The sequence below is a fragment of the Marinomonas sp. AWM4_232 genome, assembly GCF_056158325.1.
This window is the reverse complement of sequence record NZ_JBSWTA010000001.1, coordinates 2,946,850-2,966,638: the sequence shown is the minus strand read 5'-3', so window position 1 is coordinate 2,966,638 and position 19,789 is coordinate 2,946,850. Positions and strand designations below refer to the sequence as shown.

The 19,789-nt window shown below is 45.9% G+C and carries 15 protein-coding genes; 5 read left to right on the top strand and 10 right to left on the bottom strand.

The window, feature by feature from the left end; all coding sequences use genetic code 11:
- Positions 1–94 precede the first annotated feature (94 nt).
- Positions 95–874, top strand: a complete 780-nt coding sequence (locus tag ACXAC1_RS14045) for an SDR family oxidoreductase (RefSeq protein ID WP_475062225.1) — start codon at positions 95–97, stop codon at positions 872–874.
- 71 nt (positions 875–945) lie between these two features.
- Here ACXAC1_RS14045 and ACXAC1_RS14040 read toward each other — a convergent pair whose 3' ends face one another.
- The 4 genes from ACXAC1_RS14040 to ACXAC1_RS14025 all read right to left on the bottom strand — a co-directional run bounded on the left by ACXAC1_RS14040 (position 946) and on the right by ACXAC1_RS14025 (position 5,251).
- The gene (locus ACXAC1_RS14040; protein ID WP_475062224.1) at positions 946–1,893 is read right to left on the bottom strand and encodes a nucleoside hydrolase; all 948 of its coding nucleotides are present in this window, start codon (positions 1,891–1,893) and stop codon (positions 946–948) included.
- A 16-nt stretch (positions 1,894–1,909) separates the two neighbouring features.
- A complete protein-coding gene (locus ACXAC1_RS14035; RefSeq protein WP_475062223.1) occupies positions 1,910–2,806 on the bottom strand; it encodes a ribokinase in 897 nt (298 codons plus the stop codon).
- 160 nt (positions 2,807–2,966) lie between these two features.
- Positions 2,967–4,196 carry an argininosuccinate synthase gene (locus ACXAC1_RS14030; RefSeq protein WP_199461676.1) on the bottom strand — a complete coding sequence of 410 codons (1,230 nt, stop codon included), beginning with the start codon at positions 4,194–4,196 and terminating at the stop codon, positions 2,967–2,969.
- Between the two features lie 146 nt (positions 4,197–4,342).
- Positions 4,343–5,251 carry a flagellar protein MotY gene (locus tag ACXAC1_RS14025; RefSeq protein WP_475062221.1) on the bottom strand — a complete coding sequence of 303 codons (909 nt, stop codon included), beginning with the start codon at positions 5,249–5,251 and terminating at the stop codon, positions 4,343–4,345.
- 97 nt (positions 5,252–5,348) lie between these two features.
- Here ACXAC1_RS14025 and rnt point away from each other — a divergent pair, with 97 nt between their 5' ends.
- The 3 genes from rnt (at position 5,349) to ACXAC1_RS14010 (ending at position 9,957) form a co-directional block, all read left to right on the top strand.
- Positions 5,349–6,017 (top strand): ribonuclease T, encoded by a 669-nt coding sequence (gene rnt / locus ACXAC1_RS14020; RefSeq protein ID WP_475062219.1) that lies wholly within the window; start codon positions 5,349–5,351, stop codon positions 6,015–6,017.
- A gap of 80 nt (positions 6,018–6,097) precedes the next feature.
- Positions 6,098–6,499 carry a YbaN family protein gene (locus tag ACXAC1_RS14015; protein ID WP_475062217.1) on the top strand — a complete coding sequence of 134 codons (402 nt, stop codon included), beginning with the start codon at positions 6,098–6,100 and terminating at the stop codon, positions 6,497–6,499.
- A 110-nt stretch (positions 6,500–6,609) separates the two neighbouring features.
- On the top strand, positions 6,610–9,957 hold the full coding sequence (locus ACXAC1_RS14010; RefSeq protein ID WP_475062216.1) for a DUF748 domain-containing protein: 3,348 nt from the start codon (positions 6,610–6,612) through the stop codon (positions 9,955–9,957).
- Between the two features lie 80 nt (positions 9,958–10,037).
- Here ACXAC1_RS14010 and ACXAC1_RS14005 read toward each other — a convergent pair whose 3' ends face one another.
- The gene (locus ACXAC1_RS14005) at positions 10,038–11,159 is read right to left on the bottom strand and encodes a glycerate kinase type-2 family protein (protein ID WP_475063834.1); all 1,122 of its coding nucleotides are present in this window, start codon (positions 11,157–11,159) and stop codon (positions 10,038–10,040) included.
- 122 nt (positions 11,160–11,281) lie between these two features.
- Entirely contained in the window at positions 11,282–14,401 is a 3,120-nt protein-coding gene (locus tag ACXAC1_RS14000; RefSeq protein ID WP_475062215.1) for an NAD(P)-dependent oxidoreductase, read from the bottom strand.
- Between the two features lie 334 nt (positions 14,402–14,735).
- On the opposite strand from ACXAC1_RS14000, the gene ACXAC1_RS13995 reads away from it, so the two are divergent.
- Positions 14,736–14,996, top strand: a complete 261-nt coding sequence (locus tag ACXAC1_RS13995) for an HP1242/YdcH family protein (RefSeq protein ID WP_475062213.1) — start codon at positions 14,736–14,738, stop codon at positions 14,994–14,996.
- 93 nt (positions 14,997–15,089) lie between these two features.
- On the opposite strand, the gene ACXAC1_RS13990 is transcribed toward ACXAC1_RS13995, so the two are convergent.
- The 4 genes from ACXAC1_RS13990 to cydB are packed head-to-tail and all read right to left on the bottom strand — an operon-like array spanning position 15,090 to position 19,789.
- Positions 15,090–16,757, bottom strand: a complete 1,668-nt coding sequence (locus ACXAC1_RS13990) for an amino acid ABC transporter ATP-binding/permease protein (protein ID WP_475062211.1) — start codon at positions 16,755–16,757, stop codon at positions 15,090–15,092.
- The gene (gene cydD, locus ACXAC1_RS13985) at positions 16,723–18,447 is read right to left on the bottom strand and encodes a thiol reductant ABC exporter subunit CydD (RefSeq protein WP_475062209.1); all 1,725 of its coding nucleotides are present in this window, start codon (positions 18,445–18,447) and stop codon (positions 16,723–16,725) included. Before cydD ends, ACXAC1_RS13990 begins: the two co-directional genes overlap by 35 nt.
- Before the next feature lie 43 nt (positions 18,448–18,490).
- On the bottom strand, positions 18,491–18,607 hold the full coding sequence (cydX, locus tag ACXAC1_RS13980) for a cytochrome bd-I oxidase subunit CydX (RefSeq protein WP_133563865.1): 117 nt from the start codon (positions 18,605–18,607) through the stop codon (positions 18,491–18,493).
- Positions 18,608–18,652: 45 nt separating this feature from the next.
- A complete protein-coding gene (cydB, locus tag ACXAC1_RS13975; protein WP_475062207.1) occupies positions 18,653–19,789 on the bottom strand; it encodes a cytochrome d ubiquinol oxidase subunit II in 1,137 nt (378 codons plus the stop codon).

Genomic DNA, 19,789 nt, shown 5'->3' with positions numbered 1-19,789 from the left:
TTGATACCATGAGAAATTGGGTTTAGATTTACGGGCGAGCAATATAAATTCAAAGTTGAATAAATATCCAAACAACAATAAAAGGAGTGGCAACATGATGAGCAAAAGCGTAGTTATACTGGGCGGCAATAAAGGAATTGGACTAGGGATTACAGAACGATTTCTTTTGGATGGCCACAGAGTAGTCATTGGCACGATTGATAAAGATATAGATGAAACCTTAGACGGTTTACGTCAAAAATACCCACAAAGCCATGTCAATATCTTAATGTGTGACGTGGGCGATTTATCCTCTGTCAAAAACTTTTATGAGGAAGCCTATAAACAACTCGGTCAGATAGATATCGTAGTTAATAATGCAGGTGTTATACGTATCTCAAAGTTAGAGGACGTTACAGAACAAGACTGGGATTTAACCACTGATGTCAACACAAAAGGCATGTTCTTTTCTTGTGCGGAAGCCATTAAGTATATGCGCAAAGACGGTGTCGCCGGAAGAATCATCAATACTGCTTCAGGACAGGCACGAGAAGGTTTTGTTTATACCCCACATTATGCGGCAAGTAAATTTGGCGTAGTAGGTTTAACCCAAAGTCTAGCCAAAGAAGTAGCAGCAGAGAACATCACTGTTAATGCTATTTGTCCAGGGATTATTCATACAGAAATGTGGGACTACAATGATAAAGTGTGGGGAGAACTGCTAGGTGATTATCAACCGGGCGAACTCATGAATGAGTGGGTTGGCAATATACCGATGAAGCGAGCTGGCACAATCCATGAGGTGGCAGGGCTCGTCGCCTTTCTTGCTGGACCTGATGCGGTTTACATTACAGGTCAATCCATCAATGTCGATGGCGGCTTAATTATGTCCTAATGAGAAAAGTTATTCCTTGGTAACAAGGAATAACTTTATTTTAGGCGTAAGCGTAAAAAGTGTTGAAGGTCTTAGCAATCAGACATTACTTGCTCAAACAACGCAAGCATCCGTTCACCATCAACTTCCATGCAGACTTGTGTCATTGGCACGTCATTCCAATGCGGTTCAGGGTAAGAAACACCCTGTGGTGCGAAGATCGTTTGACCCATTGCAATGCCTTCACAAGCAACCCGTACAGCCCCTAACTCAACTTCAAAAATACTAGGGTCTAGCAAGTAAGCGATCGTCGACGCATCATGGAAGTAACATCCATTGATGCCGAAACGATCACTGTAGAAGTTAATGTAGAACTGAGCACAGTCATACAAGAAACTGCCCTGTTCTGGGCTTTTCGCTTTAATACGCTCAAGTACTGAGTTGTCTAGCAATACTTGGTGAGTCACATCAAGGCCGACCATAGTGACTTGCCAAGGTGCCGTGAACACCGCGTCCGCAGCATGAGGTTCGTTGATGATGTTAGCTTCCGCAACGGGTGACACGTTACCATACTCAATAGCAGCCCCCCCCATGAGCACTACTTCATCAACTAGGTTTGCGATTTCAGGATCAAGCTCTAGCACTTTGCCAAGGTTGCCCAAAGGCCCAAGCGCGACAAGTGTTACCTCACCTGGGTATTTACGTACTTGCTCGATGATAAATTCGGCAGCGCTTTGCTCTAGAGCTGTAGTCTTTGGCGCTGGGTAATTGATGTTACCAAAGCCATCCGCACCATGAACAAAATCAGGGAAAGGACGTGGTGCAATCTTCGAAGGCTCGGCCACACCGCCCGCCACAGGTACATTGACGCCAGCGATTTCTGTCAGAGTCAGTGCATTCTGCGTTGCAATCTCAACTGGCACGTTACCATACGTCGTGGTGAGACCTAAAACTTCTAGTTCTTTTGCTTGAAAAGCAAAAAAGATCGCCATTGCATCATCGATGCCTGGATCCGTATCAATAATAATTTTTCGTGTCATGGTTCTCTCGTTAAATCTATTTAGACTGATTTGCTAAAAATTCGGTAACTTCGTCAAGCGTTGGAATAGAAGGTGCGGCACCTACTCGGGTCACGGCAATGGCCGATGCTGCACAAGCTGTGCGCATCGCCACTTCGTAAGAAGCACCTCTTGCTAATTCCGCCAAACAAAAACCAATAAAAGTATCTCCAGCAGCGGTCGTATCTTTCGCTTCAACGACAAACGCTTTGACTTGAAGGTCCTCTGCCTTAGAGAAATAGCGCACGCCTTCTTTGCCTAACGTCATCATCACCGCAAGATCGGGATATTGCTTGGGAAGAATTTGCGCGGCTTCTTCAATGGTGTCAGCACCAGCAAGGTCCATTGCTTCCACTTCATTGACGATTAGTAAATCAATGAATGGCAACACACTTCGGGTCAGCTCAGCATCCATTGGCGCAGGGTTAAAAGCCACCTTCACACCAGCTTGCTGTGCCCACTCTAGCGTTTCTGCGACCAAGTTGGTTTCATTTTGCAGCAATACCCAATCGCCTTCTTTGGCGGTATTCAGGGCAGACTTTATTTGCTGCTCTGTTAAGCAATGATTACTCCCAGGGCATAAAATAATGCTGTTTTCTGCACTCGGCGTCAGCTGAATAATGGCATGACCCGACGCTTCGTCCAATTGCGCAATTTGATCCGTATTCACACCATATTCTTGTAGCTGAGCAAGAATATGCTGGTCAGCGCGGTTTAGCGCACCAATGTGCTGTACATCTGCTTGTGCTTTCGCCAGCGCTACAGATTGATTGGCGCCTTTGCCACCCAGCACTTGCTGATAGCTGGATGAGCTCATAGTCTCACCTGGACGAACAAAATGATCCACTTGGTACAAGTGGTCGATATTAATCGAACCGATGTTAAAAACGGTCATAGGCTACCTTTCTAATATTGTTAACCAAACAGTCAATAAAAACACTTTTCTGCCCTGATTAAAATAGCCTGCTGAAAGTAAAGATCAAGACACATAAAAAAACGCCCGCTCTTTGCAGAGCGGGCGTTTCGTATTTCAACCTTCGCCGCAGCGAAATGGTTTAGTCACGATCTAGGAAAGTACGGCCTTTTTGAGCTGCGATACGCATACGTAGTGCATTTAGCTTGATGAAGCCTGCCGCATCTTTCTGGTCGTAAGCGCCTGCATCATCTTCGAATGTTGCAACAGAACTATCAAATAGGCTGTAAGGAGACTTACGACCCACAACTTCGATATTGCCTTTGTATAGCTTAAGACGAACCGTACCCGATACAAATTCTTGAGAGGCATCGATCAATGCTTGCAGCATACGACGCTCTTCTGACCACCAGAAACCGTTGTAGATTACTTTCGCGTAGCGAGGCATGATTTCATCTTTCAGATGCATTGCTTCACGATCTAGAGTGATAGACTCCATCGCGCGGTGCGCACGAAGCATGATCGTGCCCCCTGGCGTTTCATAACAACCACGAGCTTTCATGCCCACAAAACGGTTTTCAACGATATCAATACGACCGATGCCGTTCTCGCCACCGATTTTGTTCAGCGTCTCAAGGATTGTTGCTGGTGACATTTCCTCACCATTGATTGCAACGGGATCACCGTGCTTGTATTCAATTTCGATGTAAGTCGGTGTGTCTGGCGCTTGCTCTGGCGCAACAGACCAACGCCACATATCTTCTTCAGACTCGATCCATGGATCTTCTAACTGATCACCTTCATAAGAGATGTGCAGTAGGTTCGCATCCATTGAGTATGGTGACTTTTTCTTCTTCGTTGAGAAGTCTACTGGGATCTTGTGCTCTTCACAGTAGTTCATCAATGTTTCACGAGACGTTAAGTCCCATTCGCGCCATGGAGCGATCACAGAAACACCTGGTTTCAGTGCGTAAGCACCCAGTTCGAAACGAACTTGGTCATTACCTTTACCCGTCGCACCATGTGCAATGGCATCAGCACCTGTTTCGTTAGCGATTTCGATCAAACGCTTAGCGATCAGAGGGCGTGCAATAGATGTACCTAATAGGTATTCACCTTCGTAAATTGTGTTCGCACGGAACATTGGGAATACGAAATCACGAACGAACTCTTCACGTAGGTCTTCGATGAAGATTTCTTTTACACCTAACGCTTGAGCTTTCGCGCGAGCTGGCTCCACTTCTTCGCCCTGACCCAAGTCAGCGGTAAAAGTTACCACTTCACACTGATACTCTTCTTGAAGCCACTTCACGATTACGGAAGTGTCTAGGCCGCCAGAGTAGGCTAGCACTACCTTCTTCACGTCAGACATTATGTTCTTTCTCCTCAACGAACTCGAACAGCCCCAAAATTAGGCTGCACAACTAAATAAAATAGGCGGTTAGTGTAAATTTTCGCCCCTTGCTTAGCAAGGGGCGTTAGGGAAAATAGAAAGGATAGTTACTGTACAAATACCGCTTATTGACTCGGTTCAGATAATGATTGGGCGTTATTACCTGCTCTCTCAAGTCGGATGGTCACACGACGGTTACGTTCGCGGCCATCATTGGTTCGATTATCGGCCGCAGGATAACGTTCCCCATGGTATCGGGAAACAATTTTTTCAGGTGGAATACCTTTCTGTAGCAGATAAGCGGTTACTTTTTCTGCTCGCGTTTTCGACAACTCTCGGTTGTCACGTCGTGAGCCAACAATATCCGTGTGACCGTCAATGTAGATGTACTCAATAGTGGGATCTGCGGCCACATAAATCGCCACCAGATCGAGGCGTCGTTTAATTCGCTCAGTCAATTCCGTGCCATTCGTAGGGAAGAGTGCAGCCGTACGCGCGATTTGATCAAAATTAACTGGCAATAGACTTGCCATACAGCGTCGAAATTCATCATACGCAGGATTAAAATTAATGTTACTGAGCGCAACCTCGACACTTTCTCGGCCATTTTCCCATGCCGACCCTGTTACCACTGGGTGACGCCCGCGATCAAGTGAGGTTAGCATTTGTTCTGCAACCTGCCCGCCAACTTCAACGGTCAAACCATAGCCTGGATAAGGCATGACCTCTAATGTTTCAGGTGAAATACCCGGCACCCAACTAGGTGCTTGAGAAATAATGTACACTTGTCCCGGACCCATCTTTTCATTGTGGGGCTGCAGAACAAATTTCATGGGTTCACCCGCTTCTTTAATGAATTCCCCCACACCAAAATGTGGAATCGGGTGCTCTAAGGTACAAGCAAAAATGTCGCCGGACAGAGACCATTTTGACTCTTCAATCGTTGATTCGTAACGCGTCAACGCACTGCTTTGCATAGCAAAAATACAGCTCGAGAGTAACAATGCGGCTTTCAATAAAGGTTTAACTATCACGATATGAGTTCTCGTTCTCGACTTGCCATGTATGTTATCATCTCCCGTAAACTACTCATTTATTTTCTGAGCATTCGGCAGAATTAAGGATTCTCTTTTGTCTAATCACGAAATCAAAGATCGATTCCGCGGCTTCCTACCCATTGTTATCGACGTAGAAACGGCAGGCTTTAATGCAAAAACCGATGCTTTACTAGAATTGGCTGCGAGCATTGTGCGCATGGACGAAAATGGCGAGCTTTTTATCCATGAAACCATGTCCTTTCATATCAAACCATTCGAAGGTGCGAATTTAGAAAAAGAAGCCTTAGAGTTCACAGGTATTGATCCATTCGCCGCTGATCGTGATGATATTCTTGAAAAAGATGCCCTAACGCAGATGTTTAGCAAGGTGCGTAAAGAGCTGAAATCAACCGGCTGTAAACGTGCTATTTTGGTTGGTCACAATTCGGCATTCGATCATGGTTTTTTAAATGCTGCCATTGAACGAAACGAGATTAAACGCAACCCATTCCACCCTTTCTCAAGTTTTGATACAGCGAGCTTGTCAGGTTTGGCTTTTGGTCAAACGGTACTTGCTAAAGCCTGCCAAGTTGCTGGCATTAGTTTTAGTAACTCTCAAGCGCACTCCGCTGCATACGACACGGAAAAAACAGCGGAACTGTTTTGTGAAATCGTCAACCGCTGGAAACGCCTCGGTGGTTGGAGCTTGGTAACTGAAACTGAAGGCGATACCATGGAATCATTGTTTGGTGCAGCGAATTAAGCGCACCAAACAAACTGGCTCTTACTTTTTAAGGTAAGAGGTCATAACGGACTTACTTGAACACGTAGCGATGACCCAATATGACTGGTAAACGACTTGCATTGATCATCCTTGGGTGGCTATCGCTCATCACAGGCATCATTGGCATCTTCCTGCCTTTGTTGCCAACAACACCTTTGGTACTTCTTGCCGCATGGTGCTTTTCAAAATCTTCTGAACGTTTTCACGCATGGCTGATACAGCATAAGTATTTCGGCCCTATTGTCTCTGATTGGCAATCAGATCAAGGAATTCCTAAAAAAGCCCGTAACCGCGCTCTTATTTTCATGTGGGCCGGCATGACTCTATCAATGTTTATCGTCGCGCGTTTCTGGGCCACCATCGGTTTATGTGTGATAGGCATTGCCGTCAGCATTCACCTGCTAAGAATGCCATTGCGTAAAGAATCCAATACGGAATCTTCCCCCCCTTCTACTGAGTAAGCATCTTCTTTACTGAACAATACTTACGAAGTCTTGGTCTTACACTATTCTCTTTATCTCAGTAAAATAACTGACGTTTCGCGCTTGAGCTTGTCAGCAAGGAGAACTTCATGGCAAATAAGGCCATTACAATGCAAACATGGCACAAAAAAGCTGCTTTAATCATTAGCGCCATATTGATTACATTGGTTTTAATTTGGTCATTAATCCCAGTATTAACCAAGTGGGCGGCTAATCGTTACCTTGCGCAATATGACGCGGTATTGACAGCTGATGAGATTAATCCTGACCTGTTTCCTATCGGAGTTAATCTAAGCAACGTCAGCATTGAGCAAAAAGAGCAAGAAACACTACACCTTGAGCACTTAAGTGTTGGCCTAGACTTTTGGCCACTTTTCCTCGGTGCCTTCCATGTTAACCATGTGACCATTAATGGATTCAAAACTCAGGTCAATCAACTAGAAGATAGCTTAACCATTGCAGGCATTACGATTCCCCCATCCGAAGCTGACACCGCAGACGATGAAGAAGCTGAATCAGGTAAAGAAGCAATCATCGTTCCAACCTTTTTCGTTCGAAATGCTGACATAAAGGACATTTCCGTTTCGCTCAGCACAGAGAAAGGGACCGACACCTTTGCCATCAACCACCTAAGTATCGCCGAAGTGTCCCATGAGCTCTCTCAATGGCGAGGTATTTTTGAGCTAAACGCCTCCGTGAATGATGCCATCGCTAACTTAACTGGCGACATTCAAGCCGATAAAGAAAAGCTGGATGCATCGATAGACCTAGAGAACATCCTCGTCTCTAGTACTGATTTCAAGCACTTTTTACCCAATCAAATTGGCACCGTTCAAGCCAATGACTTGCGATTGGAAGGCTCCACTAAAACCACTTATCGTTTTAAAGATGCGCCACTATTGACCTTTGAGTCCCCTCGCATCAGTGTTGGCAGCTCAAATATCAGTCTGCAGCAGAACGATCAAACTATTGCTTGGAATACCTTTGACACTCAGCTAAACGACGTAACCGTGTCGATGAACACAACACAAAGCCTCAATGCTCAAGCAAACAGCTCGATCAATATTGAAGGTTTGAAAGTAACACTTGGCGATCAACAATTAGAAACAGACAACCTTGCCCTCAAAAACGAGTTAAACCTTTCTAAGACGAGTGACGAGCTGACGGTTCACAATGGTGATACAACTCTCGCCCTAGGCTCAACAAAATGGCGCTCTGGTGAAACCAGCGCCGACATCACGAAGTCTGAACTTCAACTAAGTGATGTTGCGACGCAGTTAGATTTGGCAAATTCTCAAGGCAATATTGCCACGGTAGTGGCCTTAACGGCTGAAGGACTGACAGGAAAGTTACCAACAGGAGAGCAGCTAGAGGCTGCCTCTTTGGCTCTGGATGTTCCTGTTAATGTGGACTTAGCTGAACAAAGCCAGACAGTGACGCTTGATAAATTACGCTTTGATTTAGACAACACCAAAATGGCGGGCACGAATCTATCAGGTCAACTGCAGTCCATTGGTTTAGCACTTAACAAAGCCAAGATCACCCAGTCTGATCAAAAACTGAATATTCAAAGTAACAACGCAACGGTGCAGTTAAGTACGTTCGCTTTCGATAATCCTGATATCAATGCCGCTCTGGCAGACCTTGATTTGCAACTCAATAAAACTGAATTCACTCAGTCTGATAAAGGCCTGTCGGTGAAAACAGGTACGCAACTGACTTCCAAAGGATTAAATTTAGAGCTGCGTAACCTGCCAAATGAGCAACCTAATACGTCCGTTAGCTACGATGCTATTTCATTAAACAGCCAATTAGCGTGGCAGCAATTAGACGGCCAACAGCAGCTCAACGCTCAGCAGAATCAGCTCATTCTTAATCAGCTAGGCATCACCCAAAATGAGGTTCTGACAGGACTACTGGATCAATTGAACTTGGTAAATGAGTCGATTCTTCTGAGTCTAAATGACCAAGGCCTAGAGAAACTTGAGGCAAAGAAAAATACCCTTGAAATGGCGAACCTGACCAGTAGTGCGACGGACAAAGGCACGCTACTGAACCTGAAAGGCATCTCTGGTAATGCCCCATCGATCAGCGTCGACACTGAAGGCACTAAAGCCTCTATTGATCAGATTCAGCTTAATGGACTAGTCGCTTCTCAACCAAACTCAGAACAAAACTTACCTGCTCTGAGCAAGTTTGACACATTGACCATTAAACGAGTTCAAGTCCAAAAAGATGGTATCAACGTAGACAGTGTGCTGTTTGATAAGCTTATTTCTGGAGTGGCGTTGTCCGAGTCTAGAGAATTAGCCAACTTAGTACTGCCAAAAAGCTGGCAATCACACGCTACACTAAGTGAAGCTGAAACAGCAGAAAAACCAGCAACAGACAGTTCAAGCAGCGAAAGTTCTCCATTCTATGTGGTGGTTGATCGCATCGAGTTATCGCCAGGCTCTCAATTTAGTTTCTCTGACAAAGGTATTTCACCTGCCCTTAGTCGAGTCTTAGACATTGAGCAATTAACCGTTAATCAGCTCAATACTCGTGACCCTGACACTGCGGCCACGATTCAGTTGAAAGCTAAAAATGGCGACTATGCCACGATCAACAGCGACATTTCGATCAAACCCATGGCTGAACGCTTAACAATGCAAGCAAAAGCAACGGTGAGAGAGGTTGAGCTACCTCCAATTTCTCCCTATGTTTCCAATGCACTTGGCTATCAGATTCAATCGGGTCAACTTAATATGGATCTTGATCTCGGTGCCAATGCCGGTCAACTTAGCGGTAATACTCATATTGTGTTACGACAATTCGATCTAGGCGGACAAAAAGACAGCAATGCTTTACTAAAAGTAGGTGCCGTACCGCTGGATTTAGCTGTCGATGCACTGAAGAACAGCGACAACAACATTGTCTTAGATCTGCCCATGAAAGGTGATATCGACAATCCTAACTTCCAGTGGCAGAACTTCTTCTTGTTACCGATCAGACAAGGGCTATTTAAAGCCTCAAGTACCTACTTAATGCAAACCTTTGTCCCTTATGCCAACGTAATTTCATTGGTACAGTTTGCGGGTGAGCAAGCCCTACGTCTTCGCGTAGAACCGTTGCAATACGCTTTAGGAGAAGAAGACATCACTGCACCGGAGCAAGAAGCCTTCTTAGATCAGATGATCAAACTGATGAAAGATCGTAAGAGTGCAGAGTTAAAAGCGTGTGGTGTATCAGTCGTAAAAGACATTAGTGAAGATAAGACCTACAAATCTTTAACCGAAGACGAAAAGGCGGAATTATTAGAGCTTGCCAATCAGCGTGCTGAGTCCTTAAAACGCTATCTGGTTGATAATGGCATTCAATCTTCTCGCGTATTCTTATGCTCACCTTCTATCGAAGATGACAATAATGCCGCGCCACATGTAACCTTTACATTTTAATTAGCAACTCTTTAATAGAGTAAAAAAAGCTCCAGCCCTAACAGGATTGGAGCTTTTTTATGACTGAATTCTTTTATTGATTAGCGAACAATCGCGATCACAATATCCATTACATTAGTATTGGTCGGGCCTGTGATAAAGATGCCACCATGCTCACGCAAGTATGTTCCTGCATCAGCACGCTTTAGCGCATCACGAGCGCCTTCGATATCCACTGCCGTTGAGCCATCAACAATGCCGCCTGCTGCATCCGTTGGACCATCGCTGCCATCGGTTCCCGCTACCAATACCAACACATCATCACGACCTACGATATGCTGAGCAAGTCCTAGCGCTAGCGCTTGGTTACGACCGCCACTACCAGGGTTTTCAGGCAGTTTCACCGTTGGCTCACCACCGTAGATATAAATCCCCTGCTCGGCTTTCGCGATGTGTTGACCAATGCGCTCCGATAAAACACCGACGTCATCGTATAAACACTCTTGGTTATCTTTGACTGTAAAACCAAGCTCTTTCGCTTTAACCGCAGCAGCCATACGAGCCACTTCATTGGTTGCTATCAAATCAACACTTGCAGTTGACGGACAACGTTTTGTGTCACCAGTCCCCGAGCCAATGGTACCAATGCTGTCACCTTCAACGTCAGAAATGGCTAAGACGCGAACTTCTGCGCCTTTAAAGTTTTGCAACAACTTACCATCTTTAATCAAGGACGTTTCTTTACGGCGCGCATTGATTTGGCCAATGTTATAGCCTGCTGCCAACATTTGATCCGTTAGCTGTTGCCAGTCCTCTAGCATGACGTCCTCAGGCAAGGCTTCTGATAAAGCCGATGTACCGCCAGAGACCAATAACAGTAGCTTGCTGCCTGCCGACATAGACTCAACAGTATCCAACATCTGTAAGCCTGCGTCTAACGAGTGCTGATCTGGCACTGGGTGCGCCGATTCAATCACCGTCACATTTGGTGCCTCCCACATTGCCTTGTCAGTGTGGTCATACTTAGTGACTAGAAGCGCAGGACAATCATTACCAAGCACCGCTAAAGCGCCTGCACACATGCCACTTGCTGCTTTACCCACTGCAACGATTTGATCCGGCACAAAGCCATCAAATGCAGCAACCGCACGCTGCGTTGCATTAAAGCCTGCTACCGCATCAATCGCCGCATCAAAAATCTTAATGGCGGATTCTTTTTCCATTGAATTCAATCTATCCCCCTTATGTGCCTAATGACACCCTATAAAAAAGCCGCATCAACAGGACTTACGTCACGGCGTTGATGCGGCTCATTGAGATATCTAAGTGTAACTAGATACTACTATTATTTGCCAAATGGACCTTGAAGACCGTTCTGAGCTAGCAGCGTACCGTAGATATTTGAGTTCAACACCATCATTTCAGTGTATTCAGCCACAAGTGCCGCACGTTTGTCTGCGTCTTGAGTTGCGTTGATTGCTCCCCAGTATGCCGCTAATTGCGTCGCGCTGTCAGCTAGTTGTTTGATTTGCTCGTCAGATAGGCTAGCAACAGAGCTTGAGTTCACTTTGCCTACACCGTTAACTGTCTTCGCACCACCATCTGTGTAGCCAGCTGGTAGATCACCTTTAAGGTTCACTACTTTGCGGTACTTGATCACTGATAAAATCTGATCAACGGCTTGCTTAGCGCCTTCTACACGAGAAACATGCTCTGTGTCCGCGGCAGCGTGTGGCAGAAGCTCCATCTTACCGACGTGTTTCTCGTAGATGTTACGGTATGGCACCATTGGACCAGACAAAGCACCCGTTTCAGGGTCTTTGAATAGGTCTGCGTCGATTGCCGCGTAGCGGATCTGACCGCTCGCTAGTGCAGCGTCAAGTGCTTCGATGTCAACCACTTCACCACGGTCGTAGTTTACCAGTACTGCCCCCTGATTCATTGCAGAAAATACGTCTGCGTTGATGATATCAGAGTTAGCGAACTTGCCCGTTTCAGCGTTGAATGCGCCTAGGCCAGTGTGTGGGCTAAGAACGTCAGCGTCTTGTGCCGCTTCAACGATGCTAGCAGCGTAAGTGAAGCCTTCAGATTCGATCCACTTCTGATGAGCTGGACGAGCGTATACAGATACGTTCATGCCGAATGCAGCACCTAGTTTCGCTACTTCACGACCGATGTTGCCGTAGCCAACCACCGCAAGTTTCTTACCTTCAAGTTTCGTTGTTGGGAACTCTGCTAGATTCTTACCTGTGTCAAAGTCGCCCGCAACAACGCGATCGTGCATTGCGCTGACTTGTAGATCTGGAAGCACTTTAAGCAGCGCTTTCATGGCTACTTGAGCTGTGGCACGAGAGTTGAAGCTTGGCGTATTCATCAGTGGTGCAACACCACCTTCACCGTTACCGCCCCCCCAGCTAGCAGACCCCATGTTGCCAGTACCGGCACCGATACGTACGCCACCTAGCTCGAACTTTGATTCCGCAGGGAGGAATGTCGCCGCAGCGATCACAGCGTCGTATTGACCTTCGCCCGTTTCAGCCAGTAACTCGTCTTCGCGGCTTAGGCTTGGTTGATAGAAGAAATGTACTTTACCTTTTTCTAGATCGCCTGCTTCTGAAACGGAACCAAAGTGGAACTCACCGCCTTGAGATTTGATGTAGGCGGCTACTTCACGACAATCTGCTTGTCCATCGGCATCGAAAACCATCCCCACGAGATCTGCGATCAGTACTTTGTATGCGCGGTCAGCGTCGTCTAGACGAACATCAGCGCCAGCAGAAGCAGAAGCAGAAGCAGAAGCAGAAGCAGAAGCAGAAGCAGAAGCAGAAGCAGAAGCAGAAGCAGAAGCAGAAGCAGAAGCAGAAGCAGAAGCAGAAGCAGAAGCAGAAGCAGAAGCAGAAGCAGAAGCAGAAGCAGAAGCAGAAGCAGATACGGCACTTTCAACCGATTCGCCTTGCTCAGCGAGTAGTTCCTCAAGAACCGCAATTTTCGCACGTAGGTAGCAATACTGGATGTTGTCCAGTAGTGCAGTGATGTCTTCGTTTGGACGGATACCACCGATCCAAGCACGGTAGTCACCTGGAGAACCTGGGAATGCGTTCACGTAACGTGCAACGTCCAGACCTTTTTCATGCGTACCGTCTACGTGAGTGATACCTTCGTAACCAAGCATTTGCTTAGACTTCATGATGATGCGGTTATGAACGTCTGCATCCGTGATATCGCTGTCAGTGACTTTTAGAAGTGTTACCGCGGCACCACGAGAATCAGTGTTAGATACGCCTAGTTCGAACAGTTCGCTGTTGTCGATCCACTGATTTACTAGATCACGGTTTGCTTTAGAGCGTGCGTTTAGAGTGTAGACATTACCGATAATGCGCTCGTTGCGTAGAACTGCGAACGTTGTTTCTGCGAACGCTAGTGTACTGAATGTATTGATGATACCACCCAGCATTTGATCTTTTTCAGCGTCGTAGATTGGACCAAGATCCGTTGTTTTTTCGCTTGATAGAGGTGCTTTTGCATCACGTGGCACAGCAATTTTCAGCTGACGTGGGATCGCCCATGCTGGATCTTTTTGGTTCGCATTGATACGAGCTAGTGCTGGCTTAGTTAACGATACGATGAAGTAACCAGAGATACCACCGATGGCCTTTTGGAATGGCATGAACATGTTACATTTCGTCAGCACGCCATCTACTAGGTCTTTTGACCAAGGCATCGCGCCTAGAAGAGACGTCGCATCAATTACCGCGTGGTGCTCTTCTGGGTTGGCATCCACCCATTCTAGAAGGTTGCGGATTTCTTGTTCTGTATAAGTGGTCGCACCCGTTGTTTCGTGGCCTACACCGAAAAATAGTTTAACGCCTTTCTCAAGTAAGAAAGAAGCACTTGGGATAGCGCCTTCGCCCTCAGCAAAAAGGATACGGTTTTCATCACCGTTCGCGGCGTAACGCTGAAGTTCAGTTAGCTGAGTACCCCAAGATTGACGGAAGAAACCACCTGCTTTGCCTTCTTCTGATTCAGGCTTTGGTGTATCAACGTAAACGATTTGAGAAGGATCGTTCGCCGTCATTAGGTGAAGCGCTGCGGCAGTGAAGCCACTGTGACCGCCACCCAGACCAACCGCCATGCTATTTGCTTTAGGGAAGCCAAAGTAGCGGTGAATTTCACGGATCATGTCGTTTAGGACTTTATCTGCAGGGTAACCACGATGCATACCACGACCGATTTCAGCCGTTGTAAAGCTGCCAATGCGATTCCCTTTGTCATCCAGCTTTGGATAATTTTCTTCTAACCACGCGTCGAACTCAAAACGAAGTTGACGAGCATCAACTTCATTTAATGCCATGTCTGTGATTGGACCAACACCAAAAAACTGATTGCTTGTTGCTTGTGGAGCGCCATGTTGAGTGAGAGAAAGCGCGCTTTCACGAGCGGCTTTAAGTTGCTCAATTGAAGTCATAAATTTATTACCTGCAAGATAGTTAAACGTTATACGTACTGGCGTATTTATTCTTATCGTTAATTCAATAGCGCATCTGCTCTTCACCCAGCCTACGCCTATTACGACGAAGTCAGGTGCTCTCCAACCCAACAGATCATTGCTCTTTTGAATGACGCACGCTTGACATCAAGCTGTGCTAAGCAGGCAGTGTAATATTGTTCAAATAGGCAAGAGTTTCCTGAAAACGCCAAAATTATGCATTTATTCTACAAATGACCGAAATCAATTTACCTGAGTCAAAAGAAGCGTACTCTTGAGTTAGAGATTAAGAGAACAATCAAGGAGAATTGAAATGCCTATCGAAAACCACAGCTTGGTAAATGAATTACCTGAATACAAAGAACAAATTCATGAATTAAAAATGCACGATGCTCATTTCCGACGCTTATTCGATGAGTATCATTTCTTAACTAATGAAATTGAAAATATTGAAAAAGAAATTGTGCTGGCTAGCACACTAGAGGAAGAAGAGTTTAAGAAGCGTCGTCTGCACTTAAAAGACACTCTGCATGACATGCTTAGAAAAGCTAAAGCAGCTGAAGAAACTGCCTAGGCACTAGTCGATATTCAAATTAAAAGCCCACATTAAATGTGGGCTTTTTGCATTTTGGTAACTCGAATAGCTATTAAGAAATTGTAACCAATCTTAATTCAAAGAATACGAATTTGAGTATTGGTCTAAGGCAGTATCAATGTGACTCACGTAAATCAGAAAATCCGGACGATATGGACCATGAGTTAAGGCCTCACACACTCGCTCAATACTGACACTGTCTAAGCCATCAAAGGGCTCATCTAAGATCAGCAAAGGTGAGCCACGCAGCAACACTCTTGCAAGACAAATGCGGCGAGCTTGGCCACCTGAAATATCACGACCTTGTGCACCTAAAAGCGTATCGAGACCGTTTGGTAAAGCTTCAGCCCACTCTTTTAAACCTAGAGTATGAAGCACTTGATACAACTCTGCATCCGTTGCAGTCGCATTACCAAGGCACAGATTCGCTCTTAAACTCTGCTGAAAAATAACCGACTGCTGCGATAGAAACGCTAGTTGATTGCGCCACGATGGCGCATCTAAAAAAGTCAAGCGCTGGTCATCCAACCAGACTTCACCACTGTAGTTTAAATCACCAGCTAACGCGGCCAAACATGTACTCTTACCCGAGCCGCTCGTGCCAACAAGGCGCATTGAACCACCTTGAGCCAGAGCAAAATTCACTTTCGGCAGATGAATAGCAGACGTCTCATATCGACCGCAAAATTCGCGTAGAGAAATGCTGGCAAAAGGTAGAACTTGCTCATGTTCTAGTTCTTGTTTCGTGCTTGATATCGCAAGCTGATTCAGTCTTTTAAGACCTACTTTAGACTGGCCTTGAGCCAACACAGCATTGGCAATGGGTTGCATCAGTTCATTGACGCCTAATGCTGCCAACACTAATGCCACCAACCATGTGGCTTCCACCTCGGCTTGAATGCTAATGCCTTGATCAGAGATTTCTAAACATAAAACGAAGAAACTACCGATTAGCAAAAAGCTCATTAATTGACTGATCAATTTTGTCATTGACATACTGCGCTGCAAACGAGCTTGAAGCTTACGTTGGCGCTCATCTAAGTTGTCCAAGCGCTCACTGTAATGTTGCCAATGACCGCGAATGGTTAACGTAATCAACGCCGAAAATACCGACATAAAACGGCTTCGACGGTGCACAGATAAAGCCTGCATTGTATAAACGGATAACAACGCAGCTCTATTAGCTAACCAAGGAATCATCGATAACTGCACCACACCATAAACGGCAATGGGCAACATCAGCATAGGTGAGACAAATGCTCCCAACGCAAACAGGCCAAGACAGCCGATTAAACCATATACCCATGGCATGACGACCGCTAATGGCCACTTAATAATTTGATCCAAGTCGCCAACCAGGCGCTGTAATAAGTCACCTTTAGTTTGTTTATTAACCTTAGCCTGAGGTGTATTAACCCTCTGATCCCACACCCATAAACGAAGGCTACGTAGTAAGCCTAGTAGGTGATCATGGGAGAACACTTGCTCACCATAACGTCCAGCGGTTCGAAGAATCGCCATTAGTCGCACCAACGCGCCCGGTGTGAAAAAGTTAAACACCAGTGCTGCGCCCATTGCACTGGCAAGACCTGCTGCTGAGAGGAACCAACCAGAAATTCCCAACAACGCAACGGCCGCTAGGCTTGAAATAATGCCAACTAACGTTGCCACCAATAACCCAAAAGGGTTCTCTAGCAACAGTGATTTAAACGTAAGAAATTGGGGTTTGCGTTTCGACATGCACACCTTCTTTTGTCATTACCCATTGCTGATTTGCCCACACAACAGGATGCGTATCATGACTGATGATCAATACGGTTTTGCCAAAGCTCGCTTCGTCGAGAGTATTCAAAACTTGCTCGGCCGTTTCTGAATCGAGTCCAGAACAAGGCTCATCTAATAACCAAATATCCGCCTGACTTAGCAAAGCACGGGCGATAGACAAACGCTGCATTTGTCCACCAGACAACCCTGTTCCTGCTTCGCTGATTGGAGTATCCCAACCAAATCTAAGCTGGCCAACGAAGTCCCAGCATTGGGATTTAATCAAAGCCGTGCGTAACTCATCGTCACTGCATTGACCAAGTCCTAATTCTAGATTTTGGCGAATCGTGCCTTGCACCCACTCCGGCTGCTGCGGCAACCAAGCCAAACGATGACGCCAAGCTTGCAAATCCATCGGATAAAGTGGCGTACCTTCAATTAAGATGGATCCTTGATATTGCTGTTCAAAGCCAAGCAGAATAGACATCAAACTTGACTTACCTGCTCCAGATTCTCCTCTTAGCCACACCCGCTCACCTTGCTGTATAGCAGCCGAGATATTAGCCAAACGAGTTCGACCATTTTGCTGCCAATGTAAGTCAACTAGCTCAATCATAGGCGTCGATGAAAGTGCTGATACTTCATGTGCCGATACTTGCTTATGCTCACTTGATGCATTCAATTCAACATCAAGAATGGCCTGAATGTCGGTCGCAGCCGCCTCGGCTTTTTGCTTAGCGTGGTAGTCATTACCAAGCTGTCGCAACGGTAAATAAAACTCTGGCGCGAGCAACAATAAATAGAATGCGGCAAATAAACTGACCGGCGATACACCTGTTTGCCAAGGCAGTTGCTCTAACAAGCCAAGCCCTAAATACAAAGCAACCATAGCAATCGCTACGGATGAAAAGAGCTCTAGTGTGCCCGTAGACAGAAATGCCAAACGCAACACACCCATGGTCGTTTTTTGATACTCAGAAGCAGTCAGAGACAAACGTTCACGGGCGCTATCGGTTTGCCCTAAGCGTTTAAGTTCCGCAATACCTTGGTTCAAATCCATAAACTGATTGGATAGTAGCGATAACACTTTAAACTGCTTACGGTTAGCATTCGCAGCTTTATAACCAACGAGTATCATAAAGAACACCACTAGTGGCGCCGTAAACGCAAAGATAAAAAAGGCGATCCATGATACGGGCAGCACAGCCAACATGATCGTCAGAGGAATAAAAGTGACTAGGAAAACTTGTGGCACATAACGACTGAAATAGTCATCAAGTGCGTCAATTTGTTCATAAACGCGAGTCGATAGCCCTGCATCTTCGTCCAATTGCAGACGATTAGGACCAAGTTTCGTTAAATGATTAATCAAGCGTTTACGAAGTGAAAAACGAATATTACGGCTGGCGCTGGCACATAGTTGTTCACGCACAAATTGCACCACGATTTTTAAAAGAAATGCGCCACCTGCAAGCAATGCGGCACTGAGGGGAAAGCGCCCCTCAAGTACCAAGTCTGCGATGACTTTTGCCAGACCTAAAGCTTGCGCAACGATCGTCAACGCCATTAAGACGCCCAACCACTTTACAGTCTGAAAGCGCTTCTTTTCTGCTTGCTGTAGTTCAGATAGAAACTGCTGTTCTGGTGTCTTTAGTCGTTTACGCATCGCGAAAGCCTTACATCATAAGGTCATTTGAACCTTAGTTTGATTACATCGAATCGTCTGGAGATTCACCGTCGTAGCCAGAAAATTCAAGCCAGACAGCATTGATGATGCCGAATGAACACGCTAGTAGCACACCCAGCACCCAAGCAAAATACCACATAATGACTCCTTAAACCGGGGTAGGTTTCTCCTACCCCATTGCATATTAGTAAAGTGAATGTGAGTTTTTAGCGATGTGCTCTTTAGAGAGACGACCAAACATCACGAAGTAACTCCAAACAGTGTAAGACAACACGATTGGGACGAAGATACACGCCACGATAAACATAATCATCAAGGTGTTTTCACTTGATGTCGCATCCCACATAGTCAGACTCATACTTGGGAAAGTAGAAGACGGCATTAGGAATGGGAACATAGAGCCACCCGCAGTCATGATGATGCCAGCAATACCCAGTGAAGACAGTAGGAACGCCATACCACCACGACCTGCTGCACCCATCAGCCCTGCTAGCAACATACCAGCAATACCAACAATCGGAGCTAAGATTAAAGCTGGGAAAACACTATAGTTCGCTAACCAAGCGCCCGCTTGAACTTCTGCTGTTTTCATCAGCGGAGTCATAGCAGAGTTACCATCGAACTCACTTGTGATCACGTAACCATCGATACCGTAAGCTAACCAAACACCTGCTAGCGCAAACAACACAGCCGTTAGTACGCCTGACACCATGGTTGCTTTACGAACTTTAGCAAACAGGTTGCCTTCCGTTTTTAGTAGCAACCAAGCACCCCCTTGTGTCACAAGCATTAGCAAGCTCACTAAACCACATAGAATCGCAAATGGGTTAAGCAGTGCGAAGAATGAGCCTGTGTAAGTTACACGTAGGTATTCATCAAACTGGAATGGTACGCCTTGTAGTAGGTTACCAAACGCCACACCAAAGATGATTGGCGGAACAGCCGAACCAAAGCCAATGCCCCAGTCCCAGTTTTTACGCCACTTAGTGCCTTCAAGTTTAGAACGGTAATCGAAACCAATTGGACGGAAGAACAAAGCCGCCAAGGTTAAAATCATCGCCATGTAAAAACCTGAGAACGAAGTCGCGTACACCACAGGCCAAGCCGCGAACAAAGCACCACCCGCTGTGATAAACCATACTTGGTTACCGTCCCAGTGAGGGGCAATCGAGTTAATCATAATACGGCGCTCTGAATCGTCTTTTGAAATAACGTTCAAAAGCGAACCAACCCCCATATCAAAGCCGTCGGTGATGGCAAAACCGATCAGCAATACGCCAACCAATACCCACCAGATGACTTTTAACATTTCATAATCCAT

What these genes read in the sequence shown, in the direction of transcription:
- ACXAC1_RS14045 (WP_475062225.1), top strand. Translation starts at nt 95, where the DNA reads ATGATGAGCAAAAGCGTAGTTATACTGGGCGGCAATAAAGGAATTGGA.
- ACXAC1_RS14040 (WP_475062224.1), bottom strand. Translation starts at nt 1,893, where the DNA reads ATGACACGAAAAATTATTATTGATACGGATCCAGGCATCGATGATGCA.
- ACXAC1_RS14035 (WP_475062223.1), bottom strand. Translation starts at nt 2,806, where the DNA reads ATGACCGTTTTTAACATCGGTTCGATTAATATCGACCACTTGTACCAA.
- ACXAC1_RS14030 (WP_199461676.1), bottom strand. Translation starts at nt 4,196, where the DNA reads ATGTCTGACGTGAAGAAGGTAGTGCTAGCCTACTCTGGCGGCCTAGAC.
- ACXAC1_RS14015 (WP_475062217.1), top strand. Translation starts at nt 6,098, where the DNA reads ATGACTGGTAAACGACTTGCATTGATCATCCTTGGGTGGCTATCGCTC.
- ACXAC1_RS14010 (WP_475062216.1), top strand. Translation starts at nt 6,610, where the DNA reads ATGGCAAATAAGGCCATTACAATGCAAACATGGCACAAAAAAGCTGCT.
- ACXAC1_RS14005 (WP_475063834.1), bottom strand. Translation starts at nt 11,159, where the DNA reads ATGGAAAAAGAATCCGCCATTAAGATTTTTGATGCGGCGATTGATGCG.
- ACXAC1_RS14000 (WP_475062215.1), bottom strand. Translation starts at nt 14,401, where the DNA reads ATGACTTCAATTGAGCAACTTAAAGCCGCTCGTGAAAGCGCGCTTTCT.
- ACXAC1_RS13995 (WP_475062213.1), top strand. Translation starts at nt 14,736, where the DNA reads ATGCCTATCGAAAACCACAGCTTGGTAAATGAATTACCTGAATACAAA.
- ACXAC1_RS13990 (WP_475062211.1), bottom strand. Translation starts at nt 16,757, where the DNA reads ATGTCGAAACGCAAACCCCAATTTCTTACGTTTAAATCACTGTTGCTA.
- cydD (WP_475062209.1), bottom strand. Translation starts at nt 18,447, where the DNA reads ATGCGTAAACGACTAAAGACACCAGAACAGCAGTTTCTATCTGAACTA.
- cydX (WP_133563865.1), bottom strand. Translation starts at nt 18,607, where the DNA reads ATGTGGTATTTTGCTTGGGTGCTGGGTGTGCTACTAGCGTGTTCATTC.
- cydB (WP_475062207.1), bottom strand. Translation starts at nt 19,789, where the DNA reads ATGGATTATGAAATGTTAAAAGTCATCTGGTGGGTATTGGTTGGCGTA.